The 13251-nt window shown below is 39.7% G+C and carries 17 protein-coding genes and 1 pseudogene; 14 read left to right on the top strand and 4 right to left on the bottom strand.

Features of this window, described 5'->3' with window-relative positions; all coding sequences use genetic code 11:
• Positions 1-27 precede the first annotated feature (27 nt).
• The 14 genes and pseudogenes from OCU78_RS18375 (at position 28) to OCU78_RS18310 (ending at position 9174) form a co-directional block, all read left to right on the top strand.
• The gene (locus OCU78_RS18375; RefSeq protein WP_167494092.1) at positions 28-189 is read left to right on the top strand and encodes a hypothetical protein; all 162 of its coding nucleotides are present in this window, start codon (positions 28-30) and stop codon (positions 187-189) included.
• 312 nt (positions 190-501) lie between these two features.
• Entirely contained in the window at positions 502-1017 is a 516-nt protein-coding gene (locus OCU78_RS18370) for a GNAT family N-acetyltransferase (RefSeq protein ID WP_167494093.1), read from the top strand.
• A 184-nt stretch (positions 1018-1201) separates the two neighbouring features.
• Entirely contained in the window at positions 1202-1555 is a 354-nt protein-coding gene (locus OCU78_RS18365) for a hypothetical protein (RefSeq protein ID WP_261856055.1), read from the top strand.
• A 135-nt stretch (positions 1556-1690) separates the two neighbouring features.
• Positions 1691-2539, top strand: coding sequence for a hypothetical protein (locus OCU78_RS18360; RefSeq protein ID WP_137375720.1), 849 nt, complete (start codon positions 1691-1693; stop codon positions 2537-2539).
• A gap of 180 nt (positions 2540-2719) precedes the next feature.
• On the top strand, positions 2720-3184 hold the full coding sequence (locus OCU78_RS18355; protein ID WP_261856054.1) for a hypothetical protein: 465 nt from the start codon (positions 2720-2722) through the stop codon (positions 3182-3184).
• A gap of 162 nt (positions 3185-3346) precedes the next feature.
• Complete coding sequence (locus tag OCU78_RS18350) at positions 3347-3634, top strand: hypothetical protein (protein WP_137375784.1); 288 nt, start codon at positions 3347-3349, stop codon at positions 3632-3634.
• Positions 3619-3897 (top strand): hypothetical protein, encoded by a 279-nt coding sequence (locus OCU78_RS18345; RefSeq protein ID WP_137375783.1) that lies wholly within the window; start codon positions 3619-3621, stop codon positions 3895-3897. Before OCU78_RS18350 ends, OCU78_RS18345 begins: the two co-directional genes overlap by 16 nt.
• 125 nt (positions 3898-4022) lie before the next feature.
• Positions 4023-4490 (top strand): hypothetical protein, encoded by a 468-nt coding sequence (locus tag OCU78_RS18340; RefSeq protein ID WP_137375782.1) that lies wholly within the window; start codon positions 4023-4025, stop codon positions 4488-4490.
• A gap of 148 nt (positions 4491-4638) precedes the next feature.
• Positions 4639-4965: a hypothetical protein gene (locus tag OCU78_RS18335; RefSeq protein WP_137375781.1), complete on the top strand. Its 327-nt coding sequence runs from the start codon at positions 4639-4641 to the stop codon at positions 4963-4965.
• Between the two features lie 149 nt (positions 4966-5114).
• Positions 5115-5924, top strand: coding sequence for a PhzF family phenazine biosynthesis protein (locus tag OCU78_RS18330; RefSeq protein ID WP_261856053.1), 810 nt, complete (start codon positions 5115-5117; stop codon positions 5922-5924).
• Positions 5925-6030: 106 nt separating this feature from the next.
• Entirely contained in the window at positions 6031-6417 is a 387-nt protein-coding gene (locus OCU78_RS18325; RefSeq protein ID WP_261856052.1) for a hypothetical protein, read from the top strand.
• A 143-nt stretch (positions 6418-6560) separates the two neighbouring features.
• Positions 6561-7763, top strand: coding sequence for a DUF3644 domain-containing protein (locus tag OCU78_RS18320; RefSeq protein WP_167494101.1), 1203 nt, complete (start codon positions 6561-6563; stop codon positions 7761-7763).
• Positions 7764-7908: 145 nt separating this feature from the next.
• Positions 7909-8175 (top strand): annotated as a pseudogene (locus OCU78_RS18315) (HAD family hydrolase); the annotation flags it as partial.
• Between the two features lie 78 nt (positions 8176-8253).
• On the top strand, positions 8254-9174 hold the full coding sequence (locus OCU78_RS18310; protein ID WP_261856051.1) for an IS5-like element ISVba2 family transposase: 921 nt from the start codon (positions 8254-8256) through the stop codon (positions 9172-9174).
• A 417-nt stretch (positions 9175-9591) separates the two neighbouring features.
• Here the strand turns inward: OCU78_RS18310 and OCU78_RS23005 are convergent, their stop codons facing one another.
• From OCU78_RS23005 to OCU78_RS18295, 4 genes are all read right to left on the bottom strand, one after another.
• A complete protein-coding gene (locus OCU78_RS23005) occupies positions 9592-9939 on the bottom strand; it encodes a DUF6404 family protein (RefSeq protein WP_290347108.1) in 348 nt (115 codons plus the stop codon).
• Positions 9940-10146: 207 nt separating this feature from the next.
• Positions 10147-10614 carry a cold shock domain-containing protein gene (locus OCU78_RS18305; protein WP_077681830.1) on the bottom strand — a complete coding sequence of 156 codons (468 nt, stop codon included), beginning with the start codon at positions 10612-10614 and terminating at the stop codon, positions 10147-10149.
• Between the two features lie 159 nt (positions 10615-10773).
• Positions 10774-12027 (bottom strand): MATE family Na+-driven efflux transporter, encoded by a 1254-nt coding sequence (locus OCU78_RS18300; protein ID WP_373367636.1) that lies wholly within the window; start codon positions 12025-12027, stop codon positions 10774-10776.
• Positions 12020-12940 carry an IS5-like element ISVba2 family transposase gene (locus OCU78_RS18295; RefSeq protein WP_261856051.1) on the bottom strand — a complete coding sequence of 307 codons (921 nt, stop codon included), beginning with the start codon at positions 12938-12940 and terminating at the stop codon, positions 12020-12022. Before OCU78_RS18295 ends, OCU78_RS18300 begins: the two co-directional genes overlap by 8 nt.
• Positions 12941-13251: the final 311 nt, after the last annotated feature.

The following is a 13251-nucleotide window of genomic DNA, read 5'->3' as shown; positions in this document are numbered from 1 at the left end:
ATGCGGCGTTATGTGTTTGGAGAAAGTATGTCGAATTTTCGTGTTAGGCTTCGAGAATCAGTCAGAATCTTATGTACCAATGAAGCCGAGCTAAAATACCGGCTAAAGCTGGCTATTTGTGAAGAACTATTGCTCGCCAATGTGCCTGAAGATATGAGTGTTCCGTTGTATTTTGCGAGAGCAGCATAAAGTGGTCATTGATATAACTACCGAAAAAACAGGGTCTAAAGACATTTCTTCAGACAGAGTTGGTGCAACAATTTATCGGCGTCACGGAAAAACACTTTCTAAATGGGCTTCAATGATTTTACAGTTACATCAAGAATACGAAGAATATCTTGTTTCAGGCTTTATTCCCGAACACACATAACAAGCGCTTCAAGTGGGACTGCCAACGCTTGGCAGTTTTGGCTTAGTTCGGTGTTTACGGTGGTTAAGTTAAATTAGGTAGGTTAAAAATTGGCAGCCCCTTAAGCGGGCGCTATGACTCTGGTGGAAAATATGATTATCTCAGTTCAAATAGTAAAATTATCGGACGCTACAGAGCTATTGAATTTCGAACTTGAGAACAGAGTTTGGTTTGAACAACATATACCGCCAAGATTTGATGGTTTTTATTCAGCTTCAGGTGTAAAGAGTCAAATTAAGGAGTTTCTAAATTTATACGAATACAACACGATGATACCAATGATATTACGCACTCAGGATGGTGAAATCTGTGGGCGATTGAACCTGACGATGGAAGATTCAGATAATAATTTAGGGGTCATCGGTTACCGTATAGGAGAAAAATTCACTCGTAAAGGGCTAGCGACTCAAGCTATAGAATACATGCAAAAGTATATACATGATCAAACTCAACTGACTCGGTTAAAAGCAATTGTGTTATCAAGTAATCGAGGTTCTAGTATTGCTTTAGAGAGAAATGGATTCAAAGTAAGGGCGCACCTGAAAGAATTTGCAATGTTGAATGGTCAACAAATGAATGCATACGAATATATTTGGGAAAAGTCATAACAAAGCGTTTAAGACAGATCCCCAACACTCGGCATTTTCAGTTCAAGTCAGTTTTGGTGTTTACGGTGCAATGGTTTAGGGTAGGTGGCAGGCGTTGCTCACTACTTAACGCGGCGTTATATGCTTAGAGGTCATAAATGAAAACTCATAAAGGAAAACTCATAAAGGTGACATAGCTCTTGATATGCATGAAGATGCTATAGATCTATATAAATCGGGTCGGTTTTCTTCGAGTTTACATCTTGCAGCGGCGGCGTCAGAGCTGCTTTCGGGCTTGTGCGAAATCAATGGGCTAGAGAGTGCCCATGGTAATTTGAAGCAAATGCTTAGAGATTTTTATGACTCTAACCCAAGCTTTTTTGCAAAGCCAAAAGACGCACTCAAGAGGTTCAATTATTCGAAGAATACCATCAAGCATATTAACGGTGAAAATGACCAGTTCGCTTATGTTTCTCTGGATATGCATGCAGAAATGTACATTAAGCAATGTCAGAGAATGTTGGAAAGCTTTGGAATGTGCCTGATAAAACGCATATAACAAAGCGTTTAAGACGGATTCCCAACGCTTGGCATTTTCGGCTTACATCGGTTTAAGTGTTTATGTCACAATGGTTTAGGTAGGGTGGTAGCGTTGCTCACCACTTAACGCGGCGTTAAATTACAGGAGGAAAATTTGGCTAAGGGATTAAATATAAACACAGTGGATATCACTGACATTACGCTTCCATTTAAAATCGAGCCGCTCGGTGAAAAGTCAGATGCTTTGGATGACTTTTGTATCAGGACAACTGAATGGGTTAACTATATAAGCGAGGTTCTTCTGTTTAGTCATATTGGGAGTAAAATGCCTATTTCTGACTATTCAGTTAAGCCTCAACTTTTTGCTCCTAGAAAACGTCAGAGTAATAACTCCAACGAGCTTCCGACACCAAAAATAACGATTAAAGATAAAAACTTTGACTCGATATCTAGAAACTTATCTAGAAATCTTTTCAATCATTCAGTGTCTCAATTAGCTACAAATTTTGAAATTTTCCTAAATGAGATCACAGAAGACATTCTGTGGAGGAATGTTGAACTACTTGCTAACGACCAAAAGCAGCTCAGTAACAAAGAGATTTTTGACTTAGGCGACTTAGAAGACATTAAAGATAATCTAATTCAAAGGAAAATCTTAGAGCATGCAATGAGTGCGTACCCTAAGAGGGTCGATAGTTTTCAGAAACTTTTCCATATAGGCATTCATTCTAAAAAGTCACCAGTTGAATTACCTATTGTACATGACCTTGTGGAAGTGAGAAACGTAATCCAACATAGTGATGGACACTGTTCTGAGCAATACCTTCAGCGACTTAGTGTATATAAAGATACTAGTTATGAACAACTCCTTAAGCGTCGGTATACCCAGCCTAAAATTGATTTTCAATGGCTATTGCAACTAGGTATCGATATGGTTGGTCTCGCTGAGTTTATTGATGCTGAAGCAGACCAAAAATGGGCAACAACACGTAACAGTGAATAGTAATTTAACAATCTGTTTAAGAGTGATTCGCAACGCGTGGCATTTTTACTATGCGTTGCGTTAAGTGTTTAAGGTGGTTTGCGGAAACATCGGTATGGCGTCGCTCACACCTTAACAGGGCGTTATGTAAATGGAGAGGTTAACATCCAAAATATAAGATTATTAAAGCATCCTTTCTTAATGCTTGCAGCGGCGATGATCAGCATGATTGTTCAGCGTAAGGTTTTTTTTGGATTCGAATTAATCGTTGTCACAGCTGTTGTTAGTTTATGTGTAGGCTTTATTGTTCATAAGCGACGAAGTGCGTCAGAAATGTATTATATCCCTGTTGATAAAAGGAACTTTTTTCAAAGACAAGGTCCTTCAGTCTATCTATTTGTGATTTTAAGTATTGTAGGTCTAATTAGTTTACACACATCAGTAGGGCAATCATTTAAAACAACAACACAGGTATTAAATAAAACAACTGAATCTGTATATAGAGGTGGTACGAGGTATGTATTGAGTGTTGATCATGAGCTTTATGGGCACTTGGGCTTCTACGTTTCTAAAAAGTTTTGGTTGAGCCAGCAAGAGGGCAATGAAGTTATACTTAAGGTAAGGAAAAATTACCTGGATATGTATGTCATTGTAGATTATTGCTAAAAAATGAATCACCGTCTTCAACATAACAAGGAGTTTAAGGCAGATTCCCAACGCTCGGCATTTTCAGTTTAAGTCAGCTTTGGTGTTTTCGGTGCAATGGTTTAGGTTAGGTGGAGGCGTTGCTCACTACTTAACGCGGCGTTAGCTTACAAAAGGGTATAGATGAAGCCTGAAATAATAGAAGAACATACTGATTTAGTGAAATTCTATGACCAATGTGATTGGGCGTGGAAAATACACATTTTGATGAAAACGTATTGTAATACCGAAGAACTCATTGGATGGTGTTCACTAGACAAATACCTTGGTGTCATTTTAAATGAATATGCCGTACTTCAAATTGCGAAACTACATGACAATGCTGAGGCAGGAAGCAACAAAAATCATTCATTACTTTTTATTGCAAAAAGTATGGCATCGAGCGTGAGCCGATTATGCAAGACTTCTTAAATGACTTTGAACCGTTCTATAAAGGAATGCAGAAAGCGAGAAATAAAATAATTGCTCACTGCGATTTAAAGCAAATTCAAAATGACAACATCATAGGCGCTTATACACCGGGGACTGACTTAGAGTATTTTCGCCGTCTGCATGAAGTCATACAAAGGTTGTATCACGTAGCAGGGATTGGCGCTCCACCTGAATGGTCTGAAATGATACATAGAGAGTTAGCTGAACTTGTAACAACGCTCAGTAAGCTAACAAAGCGTTAAAGACAGATTCGCAACGCGGGGCATTTTTAGTTCAAGTTGAGTTTTGTGTTTATGGCACAATGGTTTAGGTTAGGTATAAGCGTTGCTCACTACTTAACGCGGCGTTATGCGTATAAAAAGGAAATATGGCAGATATAGTTACAATCGGAACTGCTTTAACAAGTCTGAAAACAGCTGTGGAACTAGCTAAAGCGGTTCGCACAAGCGCTTCTACTCTTGAGCAAGCAGAGGTGAATCTGCAAATAGCAGATCTCATATCAGCACTTGCAGATGCGCGAATTGAAGTGTCAGAAATTCAAACTCTATTGCTTGAGAAAGATGAATTGATTTCTAAGCTTCAAAAAGAGGTTGAGAACGAGGGAAACACTGTATATGAAAAGCCGTATTATTGGCTGGAGACTAATGGTCAAAAAGAAGTTCCTTATTGCCAACGCTGCAAAGATGTAGATGAATTACTTGTTCGTCTTCAACGAGCTGGTTCTAAAGGGCGTTGGGCGTGCAGGTCTTGTAAAGAGATATACATGGATAGTTCTTACGTAGCGCCCCCAAAGAGAAAGCGTGTTGTTAGTACAGGGTTGGGCAGTCGCTGGTAAATACGCATAACAAAGCGTTTAAGACAGATTCCCAACGCTCGGCATTTTCAGTTTGGGTCAGCTTTAGTGTTTAAGGTGGCAAGGTTTTAGGTAGGGTGGCAGGCGTTGCTCACTACTTAACGCGGCGTTAGCTTTACAAGGGAGATATGTGGAAATGATCGACTGTTCTGATATCCGAGATTCAAAGGTGGTGGGTTTAACTGTAAGTAGTGATTGGGTGCAGAAAGTTCACTCTATAGAGTTGGTATTACGGATTGTGGGCGATCAAGAATATCGATATACGTTGTCAGGCGTTACAAGGTACTCAATTTATGAAGACTTTGGTTGTGAATATATCTCTCAAGTAAAACTTTTATACCTTGAATCGACAGTATTCTTATCTTTAGACCCGTTCGATGAATTATCTAGTGCTCCAGACTATGAAAATGATTGCTTCTGGTTTGAGGCGTCTTCTCTTGAACGAATGGTGATATAAGCTAACAAGCAATTTAAGCAGACTGCCACCGCTTGGCATTTTCAACTCGGTTTAGTTTCAGTGATTTAGGTGGTAAGTTTGAGTGTATTGGTAGCGTTGTCAGCTACTTAATTGGGCGTTATACGACTTTATAGAATTAGGAGAACTAAATGGACTTAGATATCTATCAGGTTGATTCATTTACAAGTGAAGCATTCAAAGGTAATCCCGCTGGGGTCTGTATAACAAACAATGGCTTAAGTGAAAGCTTAATGCTATCAATTGCTGAAGAAATGGCTGTGTCCGAAACGGCTTTTCTATCGCTTTCTGATATGACGCTGAAGTGGTTTACTCCGAAGGCGGAGGTAAAGCTATGTGGTCACGGAACTCTTGCTGTTGCTCATGTCCTTAAAGAAAGGGGGCAAGTAAGTACGCAGGATACAGTTAATTTTGAAACCTTGTCTGGTACCTTAACTGCACTAGTTAACGAATCGACAATTGAACTGGATTTCCCGTCACCAACCCTTCAATTCGACATTGCTCCCTGTCAGGTGCTCTTGGATAATTTAGGCGTAGAGGCATGTAAAATAGTTTCCTTTGGTAGCTTTGATTCGAAGGTTTTCATTGAAGTTGATAGTGAGGAAACATTACTAAACCTCCAGCCAAACTTTGAGGCAATGAAACAAACCAAGGGGCGTGGAGTTCTGGTTACTACAAGTTCAAATAGTAACGAGTTAGATTTTGTTTCAAGGTACTTTGCACCTTGGGTAGGTGTAAATGAAGACTCCGTTACAGGTTCTGCGCATTGTGCTTTAACCGTTTATTGGTCAGGAAAGCTGGGTAAGTTAAACCTACAAGGCTATCAGGCATCTGAACGAGGTGGTTATGTTACTACCGAACTTTTATCTAATGGGCGTACGAAGTTAATAGGCTCAGCAGTGACAGTCATTAAAGGGACTCTGCAGGTACCAGTCGTATAACAAAGCATTTAAGAATGATTCGCAACGCTTGCCGTTTTCGCTTCGCTCAAGTATAGCCAAGCGCCGCTCACACCTTAATGCGGCGTTATATGCTTAGAGGTCATAAATGAAAACTCATAAAGGTGACATAGCTCTTGATATGCTTGAAGATGCTATAGATCTATATAAATCGGGTCGGTTTTCTTCGAGTTTACATCTTGCAGCGGCGGCGTCAGAGCTGCTTTCGGGCTTGTGCGAAATCAATGGGCTAGAGAGTGCCCACGGTAATTTGAAGCAAATGCTTAGAGATTTTTATGACTCTAACCCAAGCTTTTTTGCAAAGCCAAAAGACGCACTCAAGAGGTTCAATTATTCGAAGAATACCATCAAGCATATTAACGGTGAAAATGACCAGTTCGCTTATGTTTCTCTGGATATGCATGCAGAAATGTACATTAAGCAATGTCAGAGAATGTTGGAAAGCTTTGGAATGTGCCTGATAAAACGCATATAACAAAGCGTTTAAGACGGATTCCCAACGCTTGGCATTTTCGGCTTACATCGGTTTAAGTGTTTATGTCACAATGGTTTAGGTAGGGTGGTAGCGTTGCTCACCACTTAACCCGGCGTTAACAAGCATCAGAAAGATCGGAGTATATGGTTAGACAAGATAAAAGAATATTGTTGTTGGACTTCTTTCGAGAGCAAGAACAAGAGTCGACTAGCTTTACATTTTTAGATGCAGCTAATGCAACGGGGTATAACCCCAAAAGTGTTGGCAAATATATTAGTGAAAAGCTGAAAGGTACTTATATCTTCAAATCCGATAATGGTGGCTGGATTTCGGAAGGGTTATCGCAAATATCAAACGATGACTTCACTCGTTTGATGTCTCAAAGCACTTCTGTACGTAAGTTAACACCAAACGAAAAAATGCATCAAAAGCTCATAAAACGCAGCCTTGATGCTTTTACTCTTGCGCTTGAAATGTACAATCGTCCTAGTTTAAGTAATCGTGTAGAGGCATTTACCATCATGATGGTAAATGCTTGGGAGCTATTTCTAACAGCAGAAATATTAGATGCTTTAGGTTCGGGGAAGGTGTTTTACAAAAATGGTAAAAGTATTTCTATTAATGATGCTTTGCCACTTCGTTTGCAAAATAATGATCCAGTTAAACTTAATATTGAAACATTGATTCAACTACGAGATCAGGCAACACATTTGCTAATTCCAGAGCTACAGCCTCAGCTTTCAAGGCTCTTCCAAGCTAATGTCCTAAATTATCAAGAAAGATACCGTAATCAAATGGGTAACTCACCTCTTGCGGGGCAAAGTGTCGGCATGCTTAGCCTTGTCCTAGATGGACCTGCGACTGAAATTGGAATCATCAAAGAGTGTTATGGAGAAATTACGGCTTCAGAAGTAACAAATTTTCTTAAGCAGTTTGAGAACAAAGCCAAGGAAATAGACTCCGACAAGTATTCAATATCTATTGATTACAAACTTGCTCTAACTAAAAACCCAAGTAATGCAGATCTTACTCTTAGTGTCGGTGACCACGGTCAGAACGCAGTTATTATTACTCAGGCTAAAGACTTGAATACAACGCACCCACATACAACTAATGAATCTATAGATAAAATCAATGTTGTTTTAGGTAGTAAGCGAATAAATCGCCATTCGTTTCAAGCTATTTGTTATAAGCATAAAGTGAAACAGAATAACAATTCTGTACATCGCAATTTTACCGATATTCATCGTTATTCTGAATTGTTTATAACGTGGGTTGTAAAATATATGACCGAGCAAAAAGACTGGTTGGAATCTGCTCTGAAATGCTATAAAAACTGGAAGTAATGCTTGTTAACAAAGCGTTTAAGACAGATTCCCAACGCTTGGCATTTTGGGTTTGAATCAGCTTTAGTGTTTAAAGTGGCAAGGTTTTAGTCTGGGTGGTAGCGTTGCTCACTACTTAACGCGGCGTTATGTGCAAGGAGGCAATATGACTAAAATCTACCTGTTTGACTGGGGTAATACCCTCATGGTCGATTTCCCTGACCAAAAGGGGGAAATGTGCGATTGGGTAAAAGTTCAAGCTGTGGACGGAGCATTACGAACACTTCAAGAGTTATCAAAAAGTCACCGGGTTTATATTGCAACAAACGCAGCCGACTCGTCCGAAACTGATATTAAATTGTCATTTGACAGGGTGGGTTTGTCTCCTTATATATCGGGTTATTTTTGCAAAGCGAATCTTGGTATCGGTAAGGCTTTGTTGCGTAATTCATTGGAACTAAACCTAAAACCTACGATCTGATCAGCTACATTCACTCCCTCTCGTAGCCCTATGCCTAAACCTCGTTACAAAACAACCAACTGGAAGCAATACAACCAATCACTCATTAACCGCGGTTCTTTGACCTTTTGGATTGATGAAGAAGCGATAAGTGGCTGGACGCAAAGCAAACAGAATAAGCGCGGGAGGCCTCGTCGGTTCAGTGATTTAGCTATCACGACAGCCCTCATGGTGAAACGAGTTTTTTCTATGCCATTAAGAGCGCTGCAAGGTTTTATCAACTCGATATTTAGGTTAGCCCATGTACCGTTAAGTTGTCCGCATTACACCTGCATCAGTCGTAGAGCCAAGCAAGTTGAGGTCTCACTTAAGACAAAAACGAGAGGTACGATACAACATCTAGCTATTGATGCGACTGGCCTTAAGGTTTATGGCGAAGGTGAATGGAAAGTCAAAAAACACGGGACAGATGGCAAACGTAGAGTCTGGCGAAAACTTCATATTGCCGTGGATACAAACACTCATGAAATTATTGCAGCCGAGCTAAGTCTATCGACAGTTACAGATGGAGAAGTACTCCCGAATATACTGAAACAAACTCGCCGAAGTATCCACGAGGTGTCTGGTGATGGCGCTTATGATACGAGAGCATGTCACGATGCAATTAAGATTAAGCGAGCCGTTGCGCTTATTCCTCCAAGAGAAGGGGCTGCCTTCTGGGAGCGGGGTCATCCCCGAAATCTCGCAGTAGGTTGCCAGAAGTTATATGGCTCAAATAAGTATTGGAAAGAGCGGTATGGTTACCACAAACGCTCCCTCTCAGAAACAGCGATGTATCGAGTTAAACAGTTACTTGGTGGTCGTTTAAGTTTAAGACATTACAATGCACAAGTGGGAGAAACTTACGCGATGATAAAAGCGTTGAACAAGCTCACTGGGTTAGGTATGCCTGAAACTTGCCGTATTGACTAAGAAACGCACGATATGGGGCTGCTCTGTCTCTAAACTGAATTACGCAACAAAGCCTATAGATACTGAACAACAAAGCTATCAAAGCGCAGAAAGACAATACAGGTGTAGTTAAACCACCAATATATGAACCCAAATTAGCCCAGTCACTTGAATCAGTTGAGAGCCCGCCATTGAAAACTGAAAAGTAAGTAGCAAATCTAATACTGGTTACTAGTACTGCAAAGCAGATCAAAGAATAAATGATTGTTTTTATTGATTTTGTCATTCTTACCCCATAAACATAACGCCGCGTTAAGTAGTGAGCAACGCTGCCACCATACCTAAAACCTTGCCACCTTAAACACTAAAGCTGACCCAAACTGAAAATGCCGAGCGTTGGGAATCTGTCTTAAACGCTTTGTTATATTTATGATACCTCTATACTTTTTCCCACTTTATGAGAGATTTTCTTCTAGCCACTATGATATAGTAAATGCTGATTGCAATAGAGAATACAGAGCTTGTTATGAGAGCATTTGTTAAGGTATCCATGAACTTAGAATTTTCTTGGGCTAGGCTAAACAGATACGTTATAAACAGGTATACGAAGAAGAATTCAATGAATTTCAAGACTATATTTGTAGGAAGTGATTCCCAATATACGGGTTTTAACTGGATACCTCGATTTCGCAAAAACCTATATAAGACCGTCTTGTCTGTATTACAAGAAAGCCCCAAAACCTTTAGGTAATTGTCAGCTCTTTCTAACTTATCTTGATAACTCATAAATCTCCCCCAAATGGAAAACGATACCAAAATTAGGAAGATTGGATTTCGAGTAACTTCATGATTTAAAAATAAATATAACGCCGCGTTAAGTAGTGAGCAACGCCACCACCATACTTAAACCATTGTGCCGTAAACACTAAAGCTGAATCAAACCCAAAATGCCGAGCGTTGAGAATCTGTCTTAAACGCTTTGTTATGCCGATACTACCAACTACCGCACAACTGGCTCTCACAAGGGCTACCATCATTGTCACCATCAATTTTAACTCCGGGACAGTTTGACAAGTAAAACTTGGCTTCATCACAAGATACCATCTGGCTGCAATAAGTTTTACCTTGGCAGTTAAAGCCCATATTTTCATATGCTGGATTTAACTTTGGCTCTATTACAAAGATATATAAAACTGCACCTAAAAAACCAACAATAAGTGCAAGGAGTATAATTGAAAAAGGGTTGCTTTTTTGGGGTTCGACACCAACCAACTGTGCAATCGAAGCGCTTGGCTTAGAGGTATTCTCCGCAAGTTGAAATTCTACTTTATCTCCAACTTGTGGTCGGCGAAAACCCTTTTTGAATTTGGATACATGAACAAAAATGTCACCATTGAGATTGTCAGACTTTATAAAACCAAAACCTCTATCATCAACCCAGCGAACGATTTTCCCTTTCATATATCCTCCATTTTCTTATAGCGGCATAACGCCGCATTAAGTGGTGAACAACGCAGACCACCAAACCTAAAGTATTGTGCCGTAAACACTGAAACTGAAGCAAACCTAAAATGCCGAGCGTTGGGAATCCGTCTTAAATGCTTTGTTATGTTTTTTACACTACACTGTGACAAGAATAGAAGCATCATTCTTTCGGTTATGATGTATGTGATACAGCAGCCATGTAATGATGGCATCAACTGTCATTCCTACACCAAACATTAAACTAATAGTTTCAAGGTTAGGGGTAAACATGCCGACTTGGTAACACACAAAAGCACTACCATAGAATAAGCTGTTTACTATTAACGATTGATAGAGCATTAGGTCTGTACGACCAATACCATAGAAGTAACTATCAATAACGTTATTCAGACTAAATACGATATAAAAAGCTACTAATAACCACACTAGATCAATGATACCACTAGGGTCTTCAATACCCATCACATTAGATATAAATCCACTCCACATTGGTGATGTTGTTATCCAGACAAGAACAATTCCAACAGTTAACCCAAGGTAGCTCTGAACTCTCACTTTTGATAGACCATTATTTGTAGCGGCATCTTGCGTAACCAACTTACCCAAAGCTAATACTGGAAGTAACAACCACCCCCAAATAAATTGGTTTGCTACCCAGTATGTACCTGCCTGCTGAACCTCATTCACTAGTTGTAAAATCATAACAATGAATGCAGTATTACGAACAAACGACTCTAAACCTGACTTCCACCCTATTTTTGCCCACTCTTTAATCCATGTATTCTGTCGTGTATGTTCTTTAGAAGAGCTAGAAAATAAACCAGACTTAACAAAGTATATCGCTGTAACAGCAGCTAATAATGAATTAACAATAATATTGCTAAATGCTACACCATTGACACCAAAATTCAGGGGAAATGGTAATTGACTGACTAATAAACTATCGCAAAAAATCATTAACAGTACTTGTATAGACAACAACTTATATATCGTTTTTTTCTCATTTTTCAAAACAAGAACCAATGAAAAAAAAGCATATATACTTGAAATAAATATTGCTAATGATTCAAGCCTAATATAAGCCACTGTAGCATCAAACAACTCTTTCTGTTGTTGCATAGCAAGAACTAAATTTTCTGTAAAAGTGATAACAAAGAGCGTTACTAAAAAATAGCTAGACAGTATGATTTTTAAGGCTTCTTTACCCTTATAGTTAAAATTAACACTATCCGATAAAGACTTGCCTAATATATATGACAATGGAACTAATAAAGCTTCACTAAGTACTTCATATCCAACATTTAACCATGCTACTTGTGCTGCGATAGGCTTTGTTGCGTAATTCAGTTTAGAGACAGAGCAGCCCCGTATCGTGCGTTTCTTAGTCAATACGGCAAGTTTCAGGCATACCTAACCCAGTGAGCTTGTTCAACGCTTTTATCATCGCGTAAGTTTCTCCCACTTGTGCATTGTAATGTCTTAAACTTAAACGACCACCAAGTAACTGTTTAACTCGATACATCGCTGTTTCTGAGAGGGAGCGTTTGTGGTAACCATACCGCTCTTTCCAATACTTATTTGAGCCATATAACTTCTGGCAACCTACTGCGAGATTTCGGGGATGACCCCGCTCCCAGAAGGCAGCCCCTTCTCTTGGAGGAATAAGCGCAACGGCTCGCTTAATCTTAATTGCATCGTGACATGCTCTCGTATCATAAGCGCCATCACCAGACACCTCGTGGATACTTCGGCGAGTTTGTTTCAGTATATTCGGGAGTACTTCTCCATCTGTAACTGTCGATAGACTTAGCTCGGCTGCAATAATTTCATGAGTGTTTGTATCCACGGCAATATGAAGTTTTCGCCAGACTCTACGTTTGCCATCTGTCCCGTGTTTTTTGACTTTCCATTCACCTTCGCCATAAACCTTAAGGCCAGTCGCATCAATAGCTAGATGTTGTATCGTACCTCTCGTTTTTGTCTTAAGTGAGACCTCAACTTGCTTGGCTCTACGACTGATGCAGGTGTAATGCGGACAACTTAACGGTACATGGGCTAACCTAAATATCGAGTTGATAAAACCTTGCAGCGCTCTTAATGGCATAGAAAAAACTCGTTTCACCATGAGGGCTGTCGTGATAGCTAAATCACTGAACCGACGAGGCCTCCCGCGCTTATTCTGTTTGCTTTGCGTCCAGCCACTTATCGCTTCTTCATCAATCCAAAAGGTCAAAGAACCGCGGTTAATGAGTGATTGGTTGTATTGCTTCCAGTTGGTTGTTTTGTAACGAGGTTTAGGCATAGGGCTACGAGAGGGAGTGAATGTAGCTGATCAGATCGTAGGTTTTAGGTTTAGTTCCAATGAATTACGCAACAAAGCCCACTCTTAGTTGAACAAAAAGTGGTTGAATAGAATAAAATAGTTGAAAAAATAATCTCAAACTTAAACTGTATTCACAGTGTTTAAAAATTTTTGAAATTGTTCGCCGCTCTCCTCGTCAACTCCAACGGGTGAAAGAAACGACAGGCTTTTGTCCTCATGATTTTTAGAGGTGGTACTTTAGATCGGGTACTCCACGTTTATGCAATTGCCTTTAAACGTGGGAACGCTGG

This window comes from Vibrio gallaecicus (assembly GCF_024347495.1).
Classification (GTDB): Bacteria; Pseudomonadota; Gammaproteobacteria; order Enterobacterales; family Vibrionaceae; genus Vibrio; species Vibrio gallaecicus.
The sequence above is the reverse complement of the archived record's forward strand: the minus strand, read 5'-3'. Positions and strand labels throughout refer to the sequence as shown.

Excerpts from the sequence above, each read along its gene's own strand:
- OCU78_RS18305 (WP_077681830.1), bottom strand. The coding sequence starts at position 10,614 with ATGAAAGGGAAAATCGTTCGCTGGGTTGATGATAGAGGTTTTGGTTTT.
- OCU78_RS18330 (WP_261856053.1), top strand. The coding sequence starts at position 5,115 with ATGGACTTAGATATCTATCAGGTTGATTCATTTACAAGTGAAGCATTC.
- OCU78_RS18340 (WP_137375782.1), top strand. The coding sequence starts at position 4,023 with ATGGCAGATATAGTTACAATCGGAACTGCTTTAACAAGTCTGAAAACA.
- OCU78_RS18320 (WP_167494101.1), top strand. The coding sequence starts at position 6,561 with ATGGTTAGACAAGATAAAAGAATATTGTTGTTGGACTTCTTTCGAGAG.
- OCU78_RS23005 (WP_290347108.1), bottom strand. The coding sequence starts at position 9,939 with ATGAGTTATCAAGATAAGTTAGAAAGAGCTGACAATTACCTAAAGGTT.
- OCU78_RS18355 (WP_261856054.1), top strand. The coding sequence starts at position 2,720 with ATGCTTGCAGCGGCGATGATCAGCATGATTGTTCAGCGTAAGGTTTTT.
- OCU78_RS18310 (WP_261856051.1), top strand. The coding sequence starts at position 8,254 with ATGCCTAAACCTCGTTACAAAACAACCAACTGGAAGCAATACAACCAA.
- OCU78_RS18370 (WP_167494093.1), top strand. The coding sequence starts at position 502 with ATGATTATCTCAGTTCAAATAGTAAAATTATCGGACGCTACAGAGCTA.
- OCU78_RS18345 (WP_137375783.1), top strand. The coding sequence starts at position 3,619 with ATGCAAGACTTCTTAAATGACTTTGAACCGTTCTATAAAGGAATGCAG.
- OCU78_RS18375 (WP_167494092.1), top strand. The coding sequence starts at position 28 with ATGTCGAATTTTCGTGTTAGGCTTCGAGAATCAGTCAGAATCTTATGT.
- OCU78_RS18325 (WP_261856052.1), top strand. The coding sequence starts at position 6,031 with ATGAAAACTCATAAAGGTGACATAGCTCTTGATATGCTTGAAGATGCT.
- OCU78_RS18350 (WP_137375784.1), top strand. The coding sequence starts at position 3,347 with ATGAAGCCTGAAATAATAGAAGAACATACTGATTTAGTGAAATTCTAT.
- OCU78_RS18295 (WP_261856051.1), bottom strand. The coding sequence starts at position 12,940 with ATGCCTAAACCTCGTTACAAAACAACCAACTGGAAGCAATACAACCAA.
- OCU78_RS18365 (WP_261856055.1), top strand. The coding sequence starts at position 1,202 with ATGCATGAAGATGCTATAGATCTATATAAATCGGGTCGGTTTTCTTCG.